The sequence below is a fragment of the Psychrobacter sp. KFRI-CH2-11 genome, assembly GCF_038239325.1.
In the GTDB taxonomy this organism is placed as follows: domain Bacteria; phylum Pseudomonadota; class Gammaproteobacteria; order Pseudomonadales; family Moraxellaceae; genus Psychrobacter; species Psychrobacter celer.
The window spans coordinates 398,569-416,565 of sequence record NZ_CP151283.1; the positions used below are offsets into that span (position 1 = coordinate 398,569).

At 48.0% G+C, this 17,997-nt stretch carries 12 protein-coding genes; 9 read left to right on the forward strand and 3 right to left on the reverse strand.

Features of this window, described 5'->3' with window-relative positions:
• Positions 1-98 precede the first annotated feature (98 nt).
• The 6 genes from aroK (at position 99) to AADH33_RS01710 (ending at position 11,545) form a co-directional block, all read left to right on the forward strand.
• Positions 99-656 (forward strand): shikimate kinase AroK, encoded by a 558-nt coding sequence (aroK, locus tag AADH33_RS01685; RefSeq protein WP_075100336.1) that lies wholly within the window; start codon positions 99-101, stop codon positions 654-656.
• Between the two features lie 72 nt (positions 657-728).
• Entirely contained in the window at positions 729-1,835 is a 1,107-nt protein-coding gene (aroB, locus tag AADH33_RS01690; RefSeq protein WP_348549353.1) for a 3-dehydroquinate synthase, read from the forward strand.
• A gap of 131 nt (positions 1,836-1,966) precedes the next feature.
• A complete protein-coding gene (locus AADH33_RS01695) occupies positions 1,967-3,148 on the forward strand; it encodes a hypothetical protein (protein WP_348549354.1) in 1,182 nt (393 codons plus the stop codon).
• Positions 3,149-4,063: 915 nt separating this feature from the next.
• The gene (gltB, locus tag AADH33_RS01700; protein WP_348549355.1) at positions 4,064-8,527 is read left to right on the forward strand and encodes a glutamate synthase large subunit; all 4,464 of its coding nucleotides are present in this window, start codon (positions 4,064-4,066) and stop codon (positions 8,525-8,527) included.
• 144 nt (positions 8,528-8,671) lie between these two features.
• Positions 8,672-10,093: a glutamate synthase subunit beta gene (locus tag AADH33_RS01705; RefSeq protein ID WP_348549356.1), complete on the forward strand. Its 1,422-nt coding sequence runs from the start codon at positions 8,672-8,674 to the stop codon at positions 10,091-10,093.
• Between the two features lie 216 nt (positions 10,094-10,309).
• Entirely contained in the window at positions 10,310-11,545 is a 1,236-nt protein-coding gene (locus AADH33_RS01710) for an FUSC family protein (protein WP_348549357.1), read from the forward strand.
• Positions 11,546-11,582: 37 nt separating this feature from the next.
• On the opposite strand, the gene AADH33_RS01715 is transcribed toward AADH33_RS01710, so the two are convergent.
• Positions 11,583-12,743: an ABC transporter substrate-binding protein gene (locus tag AADH33_RS01715; protein ID WP_348549358.1), complete on the reverse strand. Its 1,161-nt coding sequence runs from the start codon at positions 12,741-12,743 to the stop codon at positions 11,583-11,585.
• A gap of 266 nt (positions 12,744-13,009) precedes the next feature.
• On the opposite strand from AADH33_RS01715, the gene AADH33_RS01720 reads away from it, so the two are divergent.
• Together AADH33_RS01720 and AADH33_RS01725 are read left to right on the forward strand one after the other, a co-directional pair.
• On the forward strand, positions 13,010-13,273 hold the full coding sequence (locus tag AADH33_RS01720) for a hypothetical protein (RefSeq protein ID WP_075100341.1): 264 nt from the start codon (positions 13,010-13,012) through the stop codon (positions 13,271-13,273).
• Between the two features lie 408 nt (positions 13,274-13,681).
• A complete protein-coding gene (locus AADH33_RS01725) occupies positions 13,682-15,301 on the forward strand; it encodes an AbgT family transporter (RefSeq protein ID WP_348549359.1) in 1,620 nt (539 codons plus the stop codon).
• A gap of 239 nt (positions 15,302-15,540) precedes the next feature.
• On the opposite strand, the gene AADH33_RS01730 is transcribed toward AADH33_RS01725, so the two are convergent.
• Positions 15,541-16,371 (reverse strand): Cof-type HAD-IIB family hydrolase, encoded by an 831-nt coding sequence (locus tag AADH33_RS01730; protein WP_348549360.1) that lies wholly within the window; start codon positions 16,369-16,371, stop codon positions 15,541-15,543.
• Between the two features lie 209 nt (positions 16,372-16,580).
• Here AADH33_RS01730 and AADH33_RS01735 point away from each other — a divergent pair, with 209 nt between their 5' ends.
• Entirely contained in the window at positions 16,581-17,186 is a 606-nt protein-coding gene (locus AADH33_RS01735) for a hemerythrin domain-containing protein (protein WP_348549361.1), read from the forward strand.
• 119 nt (positions 17,187-17,305) lie between these two features.
• Here the strand turns inward: AADH33_RS01735 and AADH33_RS01740 are convergent, their stop codons facing one another.
• Complete coding sequence (locus tag AADH33_RS01740) at positions 17,306-17,896, reverse strand: hypothetical protein (RefSeq protein WP_348549362.1); 591 nt, start codon at positions 17,894-17,896, stop codon at positions 17,306-17,308.
• Between the last annotated feature and the right edge of the window lie 101 nt (positions 17,897-17,997).

Consider the following 17,997-nt stretch of genomic DNA (forward strand, 5'->3'; position numbering starts at 1 on the left):
CGAAAGAGGGATGAGATTTTGCGGACAATTATCGCGGCTCGTTACTAGCCAGAATATCAATGACGTTGTATCATAGCTAATTTAGCTGAGTAAGTACTATGGTGGAGGAATTGCCGTCGGTGTTTTTAGTGGGGCCGATGGGAGCAGGGAAAACGACAATCGGTAAACTGCTGGCTAAGCAGCTAGGACGTGAGTTTTTGGATAGTGACTGGTACATCGAGTCGCAAACAGGTGCCGATATTGCGTGGATCTTTGCCAAAGAAGGTGAAGCAGGCTTTCGCGAGCGTGAGACACGCGCCATCGATGAGTTGACCCAAAAACCGCAAATTGTATTGGCAACTGGTGGCGGTGCGGTCATGTCTGCCGAAAATCGCGCGTTTTTGCACCAGCGTGGCATCGTCGTGTATCTCAATGCCCCCGTTGATGTGCAAATGGCGCGTACGGCAAAAGACAAGTCGCGACCATTGCTACAGCAGCCCAACCCCAAGCAGATATTGCAGGATCTCTACAGCACCCGTGATCCGCTATACCGGCAAGTGGCGCATATCATCATGCCAACTGGCCATACTTATCCGCGTCATATGGTCAATCAACTCTTGCAGCAGCTGGCATCGTTTGATATGTCTGCCATTACCGTCCCCAATAACCGAAGCTAACTGTATAGATACTGTATGGATGACAGACAGTCAGCTGCTCATCGCTTATGACCACTATTTAAGGAGTACTTCATGGCCACGCCACTGTTTTTTGAGGGTTTAACCGTTCAGACACAAAGCCATGATTATCCCATCATTATTACTGAAGACGCGGCCAAAAATGGCAGTATGGCGCAGCAGGTGGCGCCTTATATCACGGGCCGTCAGGTTTTAATCGTCACCAATGAGACGGTTGCGCCTTTATATCTCTCTGCATTTGAACAAGCGCTGGCCGCGCACTTTACTGTGAGAGTCTGCGTGCTGCCAGATGGTGAGCAGTATAAAAATCAAGACAGTATCAATCAGATTTATGATGCGCTGATGGATGCTCACTTCAACCGTGACGTGACGCTCATCGCCCTAGGTGGCGGCGTCATTGGCGATATGACAGGCTTTGCGGCGGCAAGTTTTATGCGCGGCGTGAATTTTATCCAGATACCAACGACATTGCTGTCACAAGTAGACTCTAGTGTCGGCGGCAAAACAGGCATCAATCATGCACAAGGCAAAAACATGATTGGCGCTTTTTGGCAACCGCAAATGGTACTGGCTGATATGAGTACACTCAAAACCTTGCCTGCTCGTGAGCTCTCAGCAGGGCTGGCAGAGGTCATCAAGTACGCCCTTATCATGGATGTCAGTTTTTTGCAGTGGCTGGAGAGCAATCTGCCTGCCATGATGGCGCTGGATTTGGCCGTGCTTGGTGAGGCAGTAAAGCGCTGCTGTCAGTATAAAGCCGATATCGTGGCCCAAGACGAGCGCGAGTCAGGTGTGCGTGCCTTGCTTAATTTCGGCCATACTTTTGGTCATGTGATCGAGACGCATCAAGGCTACGGCAACTGGCTACACGGCGAGGCTGTGGCGGCAGGTATGGTACAGGCCGCCGAACTTTCACAAAAAATGGGCTGGCTAAGTAATGAGGAGGTGGCGCGTGTCAAGCATGTGTTGACCTTGGCAAATCTGCCTATCCATCCGCCTGCGATCGCGGTGGACACTGCGCTTGATCTGATGGGTCATGATAAAAAAGTGAAACACGGACAAATCCGCCTGATTTTGTTAAAATCACTGGGTGAGGCGGTATTGACCAATGATTTTGATGCCACGCTATTAACCGACGTGCTGGCCGCACATAATACGTAAGATACTGATTTTACAATCATAAGCGTTTGGTGAAGACAATGTGCGTTTAGCGCCTAACGTGACCGCTGGCATTTACTTTCAACGAGTCTTTATGTTGCGTTGTTAACTCTATTTTCACCAAGGATACTCCCATGGCAGCACCAAGATCGACGACGCGTAGCGCAAGCCAAGCATATCGCCGCCAAGCATTGATGTGGCTGGTAGCGACGTTGCTACTTGGCGTGGTTACCGCTTTGGTTTGGATGTTTAGTCAAACCCCAGCGATGGGTGCCAAAATCGAAAACGCACCGATAACCGCGCCCCAGCCGCTTAGTGCTGAGCTTGAACAGCCGCTCACCATAGAATCCTTGCATGAGCTGGATACGGATGTGCAGCCGCTCAGCTTTGACGCGACCATTCGCGATTTGCGCAGCTATCCTGATGAGTTCAAAGACAAGCGCTATTTGCTAGCAAACAAGGGCAAATGGACAGTGCAGGTGATGAATGTCGCCGAAAACGACGTCATCGTCAGCTATCTAGAAAGCCGTGATGATCGCAAAAAGTTTGCGTATTTTCGCTATTTAGATGACGAAAACCAAGTGCGTTATATGCTAACTTATGGGCTGATGAGCAGTCCGCAAGAAGCGGTTGGCGCCTCAAAACTGGTGGACTTTAAATTACCGGCTGATGTCCGCGTGTTGCCAGAAGAAATCAATCGCTATATCGGTATCATCGATAATTATGAGCGCCCCGATCCCATAAAAGATTTGAGCAATAGGCGAACGCGCGCGGTTGATTTGCGCCCGACCAAGCGCGAAGTACCAGTGCGTCAACCTGCCGATGACAGCAACGACGCCGATGAAACACGGCGCGCACCGAGCAGCAGTGAGACCAGTATTCGCCAGTCTATCGACACCTCTGAGACCTTATCTGTCACTGAGGAGCGTATTGTAGGCGGTGAAGAGCAGTCGTCTGTGGGCGCAGGCAACGAAGAGTCGAGCAACAAACCTGCGGACAATCAAAAACCGGTAGCGGCAGGCGGTGATAGTAGCAATAAGAAGCCACCAGTCGTACCAACGCCGAAGCCGCCAAGTAGTAGCAATGGGGCAAATGCGGGCGCAAACAGCGCGACAAATAGCGGTGTCAATAACGCCAGCAATAAAAACAGTAACCCCAATAAAAATAGCAATACCGGCACGGACAATAAAAGCACCAACCAAGGCGTAGCTAAAAACAACAACGCTGCCAAAAATGACAATGCTACAAAAAGTGACAATGCGACCAAAAATAACGGCGACAGTATTAAAGAGCTGATTGAAGAAAAAAGCAATTAAGTTGCGTCTGATGATTTGATCAGAGCCGTAGCCGTAGCTATAGTCATAAAGCCCATTAGCAAAGATGCTGGTGGGCTTTTTTTGGCAAGTATTTTGTGTATCAAGTGACCGTTGTTATTTTCTCCAGTTACCGCTTTCGCTTTGATGTTCTGCTATCTTAGTTGCATGAACCATGGCTTAAATGATGGCTGAAGCCTGCCTTTATATGCGTTTTTATCTGCTGTTTTTCGTCGTTGTATAACCATTAGTAATACGTTCTCTTACAAAATATGGGTGATGAATCGATAGAAAAGACTAGATTTTTTGCCAATCATTAACTAATATAACGGTGGGCGACGTTCTGTATAGTTATCGTAAATAACTATTTATTGAACATTCGGTGAGTGCTTGCATCAACTTTATAAGACGCTTTGCTACTGTTTGTTGTCCCAAGCGCCGCCATTTTTATTTGCATTTATACGATAATAAATGGCGCAGCCTCCCTTACGGTCGCTCTTTTTAGAGTGAATAAAGCGCTTAAATACAGAGCGTCAAATATTCAATATAAATCATCGCACCGTTACACTACCTAGCCAATATAATCATAGCGTTCGGTAATACACGGTGACAAGCGATACTCCAGTTAACAATAGCATGTGATTGAGAACTGAGTAACTGGCAGATAAAACGATTTTTATCTGATTGCCAAGATCTATTACTTACTGTCTATTCATACATTAATTATCTGTTCAGACATCATTAATGACTAGGAGGGTCAAGGTGCTAACCTGATTCTCAGAGTATGATGAATGAGAACGTCACATCAATTATTAATTCGGATATACGAATATTAATTATTAGCCCGTTCTGCCTACGGATAGCCGTTTATGCTCCGCATTGGATGATAAGCGACCCGTTCACTTAAAAGGACTAGCCATGTCAATGATTTCCTCCCATACGCATTTGGCCACGCCAGATGACTTCTCTGATAACTGTGGTTTTGGTTTGATCGCTCACATTGAGGGTGAGGCCAGCCATGATTTGGTAAAAACAGCCATTCATAGCTTAAGCTGTATGACGCACCGTGGCGGTGTTGCTGCTGATGGTAAGACGGGTGACGGCTGTGGTCTATTGTTGGCAACGCCGACCAAGTTTTTTCAAAAAATTGCCGCCGAGCTGCAATTTGATATTACTGATAACTTTGCGGTGGGCATGGTCTTTGTCAGTCTCGACGCTGCTAAAGCAAACCACAGCCAGCAAATACTCTCTGAAGAGATTACTGCACAAGGCTTGGATGTGGCGGGCTGGCGTAATGTGCCACTTGATTTGACGATTGTCGGTGACATAGGCCGTGAGACATTGCCTGATTTTAAGCAAGTGTTTGTCAATGCGCCTGATGATTTATCAGCAGATGATTTCAACCGTAAGCTGTTTGTCGCGCGCAAAAAAGCCGAGCAACGTTTGGCAGACGATGAGCTGTTTTATGTGTGCTCGTTGAGCGCCCAGACGATTATCTATAAAGGGTTGGTGATGCCGTCTGACTTGCCTGCGTTCTTTTTGGATCTGCAAGATGAGCGCTTGGCCTCACATATCGTGGTATTCCACCAGCGTTTTTCTACCAATACCTTACCGCGCTGGCCGCTTGCGCAGCCGTTTCGCTATCTGGCGCACAATGGTGAGCTAAATACCATCACCGGCAACCGTAACTGGTCGGAGGCACGCACCCCAAAACTCAAATCGGACAAACTGCCCAACCTAAATGAGCTGACGCCACTGGTCAATCGTACAGGATCGGATTCCTCGAGTTTGGATAATATGCTTGAGGTGCTGATGTCTGGCGGCATGAGTCTGTTTCATGCCATGTCGATACTCGTACCACCTGCTTGGCAAAATGTCGATGGCATGGACATGGATTTGCGCGCGTTTTATGAGTTTTATTCGCAGCATATGGAGGCATGGGATGGGCCAGCGGGTCTGGTGATTCAAGACGGGCGCTATGCGGTGTGTATGCTTGATCGCAACGGCTTGCGCCCATCGCGCTGGGTGACGACGAAGAACGGCTACATTACAGTCGCCTCTGAGGTAGGTGTTTGGGATTATGCACCAAAAGATGTACTGGCAAAAGGCCGCGTTGGTCCCGGTCAAATGCTGGTCATCGATACCATGACTGGCCAGATTTTAGATACCAAAGCCATAGCGACCTTACTAAAAAAAGCGCACCCGTATCGCAAATGGCTGCGTGAAGAAGCGACCCGTATCCGTGATGATGAGCGCCTAGAGGAGCAGCTGGCGGCGCAGGCCTGCCGCGGCGAGCCACTCAAAGCCCTACAAAAGATGTATCACATCACCAATGAAGAGCGTACCGAAATCATCCGTCCCAATGCCGAAAATGGTCAAGAGCCAGTGGGCTCGATGGGCGATGACACACCAATGGCAGTGCTGTCGCAGCAAATTCGTCATGTCGGCGATTTTTTTCGTCAGCAGTTCGCGCAGGTGACCAACCCACCGATTGACCCATTACGTGAGTCAATCGTGATGTCACTACAGACGTGCCTCGGCGCTGAAACCAATGTGTTTGCACCATCCGCGCGCGATGCACACCGTATTATCTTATCCTCACCGGTATTGTCAGCCAGCAAAATGCAGCAGCTTGAGCGCTTAGATGACCCAGCGTTTCAGATGGCGCGTATTGATTTAAATTATGATTGCACCCTTGAGCTGTCAGAAGCCATCACTGCTATCTGTGAGCAAGTGGCAAGCAGTATTCGCGCCGGCCATACGCTGATTGTGTTGTCTGACAAAAACATCGTCGCCGACAAAGTCCCTGCCAATGCCATCATGGTGACAGGGGCAGTACATCATTATCTAATTGCCCAAGGTATCCGCACTGATGCAAATCTCATCATCGAGACGGGGCTGGCGCGTGACTCGCATCAGGTGGCGGTATTAATTGGCTTTGGTGCTACCTGCGTCTATCCATATTTGGCTTATGATGTCATTGATGACTTGGTGGCCAGTGGTGAGCTGCTTGGCGATCCGATTCAGGCGCGGGTCAATTTTCGTAAAGGCTTGGATAAAGGTTTGCTAAAAATCTTATCAAAAATGGGTATCTCAACCATCGTCTCTTATCGCGGTGCCCAGCTGTTTGAAGCGGTTGGTCTTTCAGAAGAAGTGGTAAACCTATGCTTTAAAGGTGTGCAAAGCCGTATCAAAGGCGCCACCTTTGCCGATCTGGCAGCAGATCAGGCCATACTCGCGGCCAACGCCTTTAAGCGCCGTGCGCCCCTTGATCAAGGTGGTTTGCTCAAGTTTGTCTTTAACAAAGAGTATCACGCCTTTAATCCTGATGTGATTAACAGCCTGCACACCGCTGTACGGACAGGCGATTATGACAATTATCGTCATTATGCCGACTTGGTGAACAGTCGCCCTGTAGCAACCTTGCGGGATTTGTTGCAACTAAAGACAGATAACTCAATTGACGTGAATGAGGTCGAAGACATCTCGGCTATCTTGACACGCTTTGATTCGGCGGGCATGTCGCTTGGCGCTCTATCACCAGAAGCACATGAAGCGATCGCCATGGCGATGAATACCATCGGTGGCCGCTCAAACTCAGGAGAGGGCGGCGAGGATCCGGTACGCTATGGCACGTTGCGCAATTCAAAAATCAAACAAGTGGCCTCTGGTCGTTTTGGTGTCACGCCTGCGTATTTGCGCTCAGCAGAAGTCATGCAGATCAAGGTCGCTCAGGGCGCAAAACCAGGGGAGGGTGGACAGCTGCCAGGTGGTAAGGTCAATGCGCTGATCGCGCGCCTGCGTTACTCTGTACCAGGGGTGACACTCATCTCACCGCCGCCGCATCATGATATTTATTCTATCGAAGACTTGGCGCAGCTGATTTTTGACTTAAAACAAGTCAATCCCGATGCCTTGGTCTCGGTGAAGCTGGTCTCACGTCCAGGCGTTGGCACCATCGCGACGGGCGTGGCCAAGGCCTATGCCGACTTAATCACTATCTCAGGCTATGATGGCGGTACGGCAGCGTCACCGCTGTCTTCTATCCATCATGCAGGCTCGCCGTGGGAGCTGGGCTTGGCAGAGACGCATCAGTCGCTACGGGTCAATGGCCTGCGCGATAAAGTGCGGGTACAAACGGACGGCGGACTCAAGACAGGCCTTGATGTGGTAAAAGCCGCTATCCTTGGCGCAGAAAGCTTTGGTTTTGGTACCACGCCGATGATTGCGGTGGGCTGTAAATACTTGCGTATCTGCCATCTAAACAACTGCCCGACAGGCGTTGCTACCCAAAAAGCCAAGTTGCGTGACGAGCACTTCATCGGTGAAGCGGAGATGCTCATCAACTTCTTTAAGTTTGTGGCGACGGAGACACGTGAGTGGCTTGCCGCCCTTGGCGTACGTAGTATGGAAGAGCTGGTCGGACGTACTGATTTGCTCGAGGTGTTAGAAGGCAATACTGCAAAGCAGCGTCACCTCGACTTAACGCCACTCTTGTTTAGTCATCCAGCCAGCGTTGGCAACGCACAAACGTGTCAGGTAGAGCGTAATGAGCCATTTGATAAAGGCTTGCTCGCTGAGCAGATGGTCAGTGATATGCTGCTTAATATTCGTCAAGGTACAGGCGGCGATTATAGCTATGCTATTGGCAACTGCGATCGCTCAATCGGCGCGCGTATCTCAGGTGAGATCGCTCAAGTCTGGGGCAATCTTGGTATGAGTGATATGCCAATCAAGCTACATCTAACGGGCACAGCAGGGCAGAGCTTGGGCGTGTGGAATGCAGGCGGCCTAAATATCGAGCTAGAAGGTGATGCCAATGACTATGTCGGTAAAGGTATGGCTGGTGGCGAGATCGTCATCTATCCACCAAAGGGTGCCAGCTTTAGTACCCAAGAGACCGCCATCATCGGTAATACTTGCCTTTATGGTGCGACAGGCGGTAAGTTATATGCGGCAGGCACCGCAGGCGAGCGCTTTGGCGTACGTAACTCAGGGGCGCAGGCGGTGATAGAGGGCACAGGCGATCACTGCTGTGAATATATGACCGGCGGTGTTGTGACCATCCTTGGACGGACAGGGCTGAACTTTGGCGCAGGGATGACCGGCGGCTTTGCTTATGTGCTCGACATGGATGGCGACTTCTTTGATCGCTGCAATCACGAGCTGATTGACTTAAACCGTATCTCCAGCGAGCAAACCGAAGAATACCGCATTTATTTGCAGCAAGTGATAGAAAACCATGTCAATAAAACAGGCAGCGCTTGGGGCCAGACGATATTGGCTGACTTTGAGCACTATGTGCGCAAATTTTACTTGGTCAAGCCCAAAGCGGCGAATATTGCCAGTCTCCTAAAAACCACCATGGCTGATCCGCAGTAGTCGGGTATAGGGTATAAGAGACGTTTTAATACATTGGTTTTTTCGCAGGTCGGCGACCGCAGTGACATATATCAGACGGACTGACAGTGTGTCGCAGCGGCTCCTCACCCACGATAAAAGCCACCTAGAGAAGAGACAGTTATCATGGCAAAACGCTTAGAAAATAGTTTTCAGTTTTTAGATGTACCACGGTTTGATCCTGCCAAAAAAGACATTGCCACCCGCTCGACAGAGTTTGTTGAGATTTATAAGCCGTTTGAGAGCGAGGCGGTGGCGCAGCAAGCCCATCGTTGTCTTGAGTGCGGCAACCCTTATTGTGAGTGGAAATGCCCGGTTCACAATTACATCCCTAATTGGCTAAAGCTGGCCACCGAAGGCCAAATTTTTCAAGCAGCAGAGCTGTGCCATCGTACCAATACTTTGCCTGAAGTATGCGGCCGCGTCTGCCCTCAAGACCGCTTGTGCGAAGGCGCTTGTACCCTAAACGATGGTTTTGGCGCGGTGACCATCGGTAATGTCGAAAAATATATCAACGATACCGCTTTTGCCTTAGGCTGGCGACCTGATATGTCAGATGTGGTTTGGACAGACAAAAAAGTTGCCATCATTGGGGCTGGGCCGGCAGGTCTTGGCTGCGCTGATATCTTGGTAAGAAATGGCGTCAAGCCTGTGGTCTTTGACAAGCGTCCTGAGATTGGCGGCCTACTGACCTTTGGTATCCCAGAGTTTAAGATGGAAAAAGACGTCATGCGCAATCGCCGTGTGATCTTTGAGGGCATGGGTATTGAGTTTCGCCTCGAGACCGAAATCGGTACAGACGTCACTATCGATGAGCTGTTGAGCGAGTACGACGCGGTGTTTATGGGAATGGGCACTTATACCTATATGCGCGGCGGCTTTGTAGGCGAAGAGCTCGACGGCGTTTATGACGCTCTAGATTATCTGATTGCCAACGTCAATCGCTGCAATGACTGGGAAAAAGATGCCGAAGAGTACATCGACCTAAAAGGCAAGCGCGTGGTGGTGCTGGGCGGCGGCGATACGGCGATGGACTGCAACCGTACCAGCATTCGCCAAGGCGCTGAAAAAGTCGTTTGTGCCTATCGCCGTGATGAAGAAAACATGCCAGGCTCACGCCGCGAGGTGGTCAATGCGCGCGAGGAAGGAGTGGAGTTTTTGTTCAACCGTCAGCCGACCGAAATCATCGGCCTAAATGGTAAGGTCAAAGGCGTCAAGGTCGTCACAACACAATTAGGTGCTCCTGACAATCGTGGCCGCCGTCGTCCTGAGCCGATTCCAAATTCAGAAGAGATCATTGAGTGTGATGCGGTGATTATGGCCTTTGGTTTTCGTCCTAGCCCTGCTGACTGGTTTGAGAGACAGCAAGTGAGTATGGATAGCTCGGGCCGCGTATTGGCGCTCGAGCAGCAGACATTTAAATTTCAAACCAGCAATCCCAAAATCTTTGCAGGCGGCGATATGGTGCGCGGCTCTGATTTGGTCGTGACCGCCATCTGGGAAGGCCGTGAAGCCGCGGAAGGCATCTTGGACTTCTTAGAGGTGTAAGGCTTGCCCTAATGACCCTCAAGGCTTGCGCCAGCTCGTCAGGGCGCTGTCTGATAGACGCCTTTTATCTGTCGATAGATAAAAGGCGCTATTTTTTTGATAAATGTCGGTGAAGTGTTTAAGCTACTTGATAGACAGTGGCGCATGCAGGTTTGAGCCTACTAAGACGTGCGCCAAACGACTGTTTTTTTATTCATCTAATAAGAGTGACCTTGCGTGAAACCAAAACTTTGGCAGCGATTTAGCGCACCATTCATTGAGCCTTATGCGCGCTACCAGCATGCGGATGTCCTGCACGCCATCCGTTTGGGGGTGGCAGTGCTCGCCGCTTTATTATTAAATGAGTTTACACACTTTCCAAACGGGGAGTGGACGACCATTACTGTGTTTGTCATTTTGGGACTGCTGCAGTATCAAGGCGCGATTTATACCAAAGCCAAAGAGCGGATACTTGGCACGATACTTGGTGTGGCCGTGGGGTTGGGGTTTTTGTGGGTGAGTCAAGACATCGGCGGCTGGATGTGGCTATATTATGCGCTGATTGGGTTGATTAGCGGTATCATCGGTTATGTGGCAGTCAAACAATTGGGCTATATCGGGTTGCTCACCGGCATTACCATGCTGATGATTGTCTCTAGCCCTGATCACAGCAATGTCGGTCAAGACGGTCTGTACCGCGCGTTTAATATCTTGATTGGCGCTGGGGTGGCGGTCGGCGCGACGATGATTTTGCCTTTAAAGTCAACCTTGATGTGGCGGTTTTTGTTGGCCAATAATCTGGAGACCTGTAGCAATCTATACGCAGGCGTTGGCAATCATATCGATGCTGAGGTCTTGGTGCCAAAGCCGTTTAAGTATACCAAAGCCACCAGCTCAGCGAGTATCGTTTATCCCAAAAGCAGCTCTGTCCCTGATACGCCAGTCAACAAGTCGCTGGTCAAAGCGCTACAAAAAATCAATAAACGCCTGCTGGCTGTGCGTCCACATATTGCAGCGACCGCCAGCGAGTCAGGTATCGACAAAGAAACCCTAGAAACCATCCAGCGCACCCACCGCAATATCATTGGGACGATTGATTTGCTGCTCAGTGCAGCGCCGCGCTTGGCCAATATCGAGATCGACGACGAAAACCATATTTTGCTGATACACTACCAGCATGAGCTGACCCAAGCCATGCTGCATATGGCGGCGGTGCTACGCAGTCCGAGCGATGAGGTGTTTCGGCCGATTACTCGTATCGCGGTCTCTGAATACCCCAGTGTAGAAAACCTAGGCTTTGAATGGCAGGGCTATTTTTGGTTGACTCAGACGCTACAAGTGCAGCTTCAGCGCCTCAGCGACTTATTACAAAAGACCAAGCCGCAGTGGTTTGCAGCCTCAGGTCTACGCTATCAGCGCCGCGAGCAACGCCGCATCGAGGACAAAGGCGGCGAGACGGATTTGCATTTATAATCCATCTCTATAATTTTTAAAGACCAATAACCAAAGATTAACGACCTGTTTTTAGCTTATCCCAATACTGCTGATACATTTGCAACGCTTCGTCACCCACATCTTCTTGGAACTCTGCTTTTGCCAGTACTTCTTTAGAAGGATAAATCGCCGGATTGTTGCGCACTGATTCGTCCATCATCTCGCGTGCGGCTAAGTTTGGCGACGCATAGCCAATCTCTTCACTGACGATTTTGGCGTTTTCGGGGCGAAGCAGGTAGTCGATAAACTTATGCGCGGCATCCACTTGCTTGGCATTTTTTGGAATGACAAAGTTGTCCATCCACAATATCGCGCCCTCAGATGGGTATTTATAAACCAAGCTGGTCAAGCCTTCATCATTGGCCATGACCGCTTCGCCATTCCACGTCATACCAAGCGCCGTCTCCCCTTCGATATAGGGCATACGCGTGGCATCTGAGTTAAAGGTTTTGACATTTGGCATCAACGTGGTGAGCTTGTCATAAGCGGCTTTTATTTCCTCAGGGTTGCTGCTGTTACCTGAGTAGCCGAGGGTTAGTAGTGCCATACCAAAGACTTCGCGCACGTCATTGGTCAGCATCACTTGACCTTTGTATTTCGGGTCCCACAGGTCATTCCAACTATTGACGGTCGCAGGGTCGACGCTGTCACCATTGATGGCAAGACCTGTACTGCCCCACATATAAGGAATTGAGTACTTATTGTCTGGATCGACCTTGGTATTGGTAAATGACGTATCAAGGTTGTTAAAGTTGCTTAATTTTGATTTATCGAGCTCTTGTAACAACCCTTCTTTGGCCATTTTTTCGACATAGTACGTCGATGGAATCGCCAAATCGTATTGGCTAGAGTCATCAAGTAGCTTGAGCTTGGCATACATCGCTTCGTTGGAGTCAAAAGTGGTGTAATTGACGGCGATACCGGTCTCTTCTTCAAAACCATCAAGAATCTCTTGAGGCATATACTCTGACCAGTTATATAGGTTTAGCGTCTCATTGCTTGCGCCAGCACTGCCATCCGCTGCTGCATTGTCAGAGTTACTACAGCTGGCAAGTACCAAGCCGACTGCCATGGCAAGCAAGGCTTTTGGTGCAGTCTTTGTCACGGCCGTAGGCAATAGGCGGCCGATGCCGGCCACAGAGCGGGCTGGCGCTTGGGATGATGATGCGTGTGTCAAAATATCTCTCCTAAATAATAAAGGCAAATCGATAAAACGGCATAAAACGGGCGCATACAAAGTGCTAAACGCTGCATACGGTGATCGATACTATTATGACTATTAGTGTTACTGATTTAAAGGGTCGGCGCAAAGAGATTTTGACCGCGCCTACCGTCGCCATAAAAAGTACAACAAAATAACTAAGATGATGCTGTCGTTTCAGGGTATGTTACTGAGCAAGTCACTATAAAAAACTAAATATATGTGTAAGATTAGGAGAAAACATGAATAATCGTAACCGTGCCGGCGTGATTGCTGCCATCATTGGTATCATCGTTTTTATGGCGATGTTTAACTCAGGCTCACCGACGCCTATCGTCAATTGGCCGGTAGAAACCTACATGGGGATGGCCTTTACCATTGGCTGGCTGAGCAGCGTGCCGAATTGGCTGGCCTATGTGCTGGCGGCGCTGGTGTTGATCTTACTGGTGATTGGGCTTTATAAAATAGGCGGCTGGATTTATGGTCTGCTAGCGCGCACGCGTTAATGACAGTACCGCTGTACTGCTACAAAAGCGAGAGATTAGAGATATTCTAATTTCTCGCTTTTTTGTTTTTGGTTTACTTGTATTGATGATTGTACTGGTGAATATAGTAGATTCAATTTAAGAATGTTATAGCGCTGCTGTTATAAGTTTTCCTTGCGTGCTGTATACACAGAGGCTGCGCAAAATTCATCCCAGTAGCGCTGTGGAGCTTATGACAGTTTTGTTTTCAACTAACTATATATAGGCTCCTTGTCATTTATAGATTGTCCAAAATTGCAAACATTTGGTTTTATAAGCCAAAAGTATTTGTTTCTGTTTCCCAACTATGTTTCAATCGCTATCTTTTATCAATGTTTTCATATGTTTGAAACCTATCAATTTATTTAAGTCCTAAATGGAGCAGTGGCTATGCAAGGAAGTAATTCGCCAAATGGCAGTCCACCAAACAATAACTTTGATACCGCAGCGAAAAGCTCTCGTATGCAGCGGTTTTTACAGGGGGTTGAGTGGCTCGGTAATCTACTGCCGCATCCGGTCATTTTGTTTGTTTGGATGTCTGTGCTGCTGTTGGTACTCTCAGCTGTGATGTCTTATTTTGGGGTGTCGGTGATAGATCCGCGCCCTGAGGGCACCAGCGGGCGTAGTGCCGATGGCATGATCGAAGTCGTTAACCTATTGAACGGCGAGGGTTTAGCACGCATTGTTGAAAATTTAGTCACCAACTTTACCGGCTTTGTGCCGCTTGGTACGGTGCTGGTGGCCTTGCTCGGTGTCGGTATTGCTGAGCACTCTGGCATGATATCAGCTGCCCTGCGTGGTCTGGTCATGAATGCACCCAAAAAAATGGTGACCTTTACCATTGTGTTCGCTGGCATCATGTCAAACACCGCCGCCGAGCTTGGTTATGTGGTATTGATACCACTGGCGGCAGTTATCTTTCACTCACTTGGTAGGCATCCGCTAGCCGGTCTGGCTGCAGCGTTTGCTGGGGTGTCAGGCGGCTATAGTGCCAATTTATTATTAGGAACCGTAGATCCACTGCTTTCGGGGATTACCCAAGAAGCGGCGCGTATCATTGACCCTACCTACACCGTCGGCGCAGAGGCCAACTGGTACTTTATGATCGCCAGTACCTTTTTGATCAGTGGTCTGGGTTATTTTGTCACCGAAAAAATCGTTGAGCCAAGCTTGGGCAAATACAATCCGAACGATGCTGATGATGCCTCTGTACTAGACACGCAAATCGAAAAAGTATCGTCAGTTGAGAAAAAGGGCCTGCTGTGGGCAGGGTTAAGTATGCTCATATTTTGCTTATTGCTGGCGTGGACCGTGGTGCCTGCCGATGGCATCTTGCGTAATGCAGAAACCGGTCTGGTGTCAGGCTCACCATTCTTAAAAGGCATCGTGGTCTTTATCTTTGTGTTCTTTGCCCTACCAGGCTATATCTACGGTAAGATTACCGGCAGCATCAAGAGCAATCAAGACGTGGTCGATGCCATGAGTAACGCTATGAGCTCCTTGAGTATTTATATTGTGTTGGTGTTTTTTGCCGCGCAGTTTACCGCGTTTTTTAAGTGGTCAAACCTTGGTTCGGTGATGGCGGTGTCTGGCGCGACCTTCTTAAGTGATGTTGGTATGACAGGTCCTTTACTGCTGGTAGGCTTTATTATCATTTGTGGTCTGGTCAACCTGATGCTCGGTTCGGCGTCTGCTCAGTGGGCGGTGACTGCGCCGATCTTTGTGCCGATGCTCATGCTCACAGGTTATGCGCCAGAGATGATTCAGGCGGCTTACCGTATTGGCGACTCGACCACCAATATCATCACGCCGATGATGAGCTATTTTGGTCTTATCTTGGCAGTGGCAATGCGCTACAAAAAAGACACTGGGGTGGGAACCTTGATGGCGATGATGTTGCCGTACTCCATGGCTTTTCTGATCGGTTGGACAATATTATTTTCTGTCTGGGTGTTTGTGCTGGGTCTGCCAGTCGGCCCTGGCGCAGAGACCTATTATCCTGCTCAGTAGTTGTTATTTGAATAATCGCTAATACTATTTAGCTGATATAAAAAATAAAAACCCTTGTCAGCGATTGGCAAGGGTTTTGCTTAAGACTATAGTCAATTCTAAATAAAACAGATACATTATATGTCAACGTGGAACTGGTATAAATTTTCCTTGCGTGCTGTGCCTGCGCCGACAGAGGCTGCGTAAAATTTATCCCAGTCCCACTGTATCGTTTTTATACTGAACTCACTATATTCTATTTATGACGCCACCTTAAATTGCTCAAGCACCTTTTGAATCCCATGTTCTTCAATGGTACCTGTGACAAAATCTGCGCGCTCGATTAGCGCAGGCTGGGCATCGCCCATTGCGACTGCATAGCCGACCAAATCAAACATCTCCAAATCATTCATACCATCGCCGAACGCCATACATTCACTGGCATTTACGCCATAATAGTCACAAACGTCTAGGATGCCGCGAGCTTTTGAGGCGTTGGCAGGCAAAATGTCCGCGCCGATTTGATGCCAATGCACCAGCTTTAAATCGTCCCGCGCAAAGTCGATATCCTGCATTTTATCGAATTGATTATTAAAAAACACCGAGCACTGATAAACAGGGTTTGATAGATAGTAGAGGGGATCGACGATGGAGTTGGGGGTTTTGGCATTGAATTCACGCAGACGCTCATTTTCCCCCGACCAAGCGATATGAGTCGCTGAGTCAAACTTATGAATCAGCTGACTGGTTTGGCATAACTGCACGATTTTGTCCGCCTGCTCAGCAGACAACGGATAGTGACTGATTAAGCCCTGATTATCAAAGCTGTACTGTCCGTTCATACAGATAATGGCGTCTAAAACCTCTGCCTCGAGCAAGGCCAAAATATCAGCCGGCAATATCGCTTTAGAGCGCCCTGTAGAGATCACCAGCTTAATGCCGGTTTGGGCAAGCGCCTCAAGGGTAGCCTTGTTGTGCGCTGCAATAATACCGTTGCGGCTTAGCGTATCGTCGATATCAAAAAATATCACTTTTGGCACAGGCAATGTATGGTTCATACTGGCTGTCGCAGCCTTATCTACAATAAACATGAGCATCCTTTATGTTTAAAAAACAACCGTGTAAGTCTTTTGAGTTAATGGGTCAGAGTGGGGCACGGGCTATATAAAATCTAAATATTATCTATTGTAATTGCAGTTATTTTTAATAAAATAGCAAATATATAAGTGCTTGGTGATACGTTTGAGTGAGCGTTATCAGCGCCAGTCATCAGCCAAAGCCACGACCTAAGGACACCTGCATGACCTTCTCTACCACAAGCGATAATAAGGCTAGTCCACAAGCATTAGACGATGATTTGTTTGCTCCATCACCGCGTCATCCTGAGAGTCGGCTAGAGGCGGAGTGGTTATTTTTATTCAATAAGTTACCGCCTGATCAATGGTTTGGCGCAGATTATGCCTATAAGACATCGGGCTGGCTAAAGGTACATACTAACATACGCAAACGCCAGCGTATCTTGACACAGATAAGTGAGGGTTATCAATCTGGTGAGTACGACTGGGCAAAATATCGCTCGCAGCTACTCAAACGTATCAATATGCATATCCTCAAGCTGCATCAGCATCATGGCGTGGAGGACGAGGGGTTTTTCCCTGAATTTATTCGGATGTACCCGCAGCTACAGGCAGGGTTTGAGATATTGGGGCGCGACCATGTGCGCTTGGATGCGCTACTCGATAAGCTGCAGCTGCAAAACGATACGCTGACGAGAAGTGAGGTTGAAGATAAAGAGCTGGCAGCGCAATTGCATCAAACCTTGGTGGATGCAACCGATTTACTTTCGCAACATTTGACCGATGAGGAAGACTTGGTCATTCCGATTTTGGGTTTGAGGCAGGGTTAGGGGTAGGTTTTTTGCCTTTAAAGATAGGGTGCGCCTAGCGCACCATTTCTAAGTTAACAATATTATCATTGCGTGGAACGCAACCTACTCAAACTTAGGAAATCTCAAAGCGGTTAATATTAGTTCAATCTAACTTTTTCTGAAAGCTTCCAATTACCATAATCAGAGTTTTTGAAGTTATATCTATATTTTAAACTAGGGGAGTGATTGCTATCGTTAGGTGCAAAGGCATAAGATATTATTTCTAATGCTTTTGTTCTGTTATTATAGCTGACGTCTTGAATAAACCTTGTGTTTATCTCACTGACTTCATATAACTCCATTAATAAATCTGAATTAGACATAGTAAAGGGTCTACTGTCAGAAAATCTTTGAAACTCGGTTAATGAGTAGCCATAAGTACCGCTGCCGCCCATACAGCCTACGTCACCGCCCCATAAAACTAAAAAACTACCACTCACTTTACCGTCATCGAACATTTTACTGTATTCGAGAGGATAGACATTATTTACTGATGTAAGTTTTTCTTCTGAGTCATCATCGAATGTTGTCATACAAGCTACTGACTGGGCATATTGTTTGGCTTTTTCCAAAACTTCATGTTTGGCTTCGTCTAACTCATACTGACTTACTTTATATTCTGTGCTCTCATTATCTGCGAAAGCTAGGTTACATAGTAATACACTTGAAAATAGTATTATTTTTTTCAAAACAACTCCTTTAGTAAATCTCGTTTTGTTAATCTAAAGTCTGAACTTATTTTAAATTGTAGACTAAACAACACAATATCAATAGTCAATATTTTAGAAAC

What these genes read in the sequence shown, in the direction of transcription:
- aroK (WP_075100336.1), top strand. Translation starts at nt 99, where the DNA reads ATGGTGGAGGAATTGCCGTCGGTGTTTTTAGTGGGGCCGATGGGAGCA.
- aroB (WP_348549353.1), top strand. Translation starts at nt 729, where the DNA reads ATGGCCACGCCACTGTTTTTTGAGGGTTTAACCGTTCAGACACAAAGC.
- AADH33_RS01695 (WP_348549354.1), top strand. Translation starts at nt 1,967, where the DNA reads ATGGCAGCACCAAGATCGACGACGCGTAGCGCAAGCCAAGCATATCGC.
- gltB (WP_348549355.1), top strand. Translation starts at nt 4,064, where the DNA reads ATGTCAATGATTTCCTCCCATACGCATTTGGCCACGCCAGATGACTTC.
- AADH33_RS01705 (WP_348549356.1), top strand. Translation starts at nt 8,672, where the DNA reads ATGGCAAAACGCTTAGAAAATAGTTTTCAGTTTTTAGATGTACCACGG.
- AADH33_RS01720 (WP_075100341.1), top strand. Translation starts at nt 13,010, where the DNA reads ATGAATAATCGTAACCGTGCCGGCGTGATTGCTGCCATCATTGGTATC.
- AADH33_RS01725 (WP_348549359.1), top strand. Translation starts at nt 13,682, where the DNA reads ATGCAAGGAAGTAATTCGCCAAATGGCAGTCCACCAAACAATAACTTT.
- AADH33_RS01730 (WP_348549360.1), bottom strand. Translation starts at nt 16,371, where the DNA reads ATGTTTATTGTAGATAAGGCTGCGACAGCCAGTATGAACCATACATTG.
- AADH33_RS01735 (WP_348549361.1), top strand. Translation starts at nt 16,581, where the DNA reads ATGACCTTCTCTACCACAAGCGATAATAAGGCTAGTCCACAAGCATTA.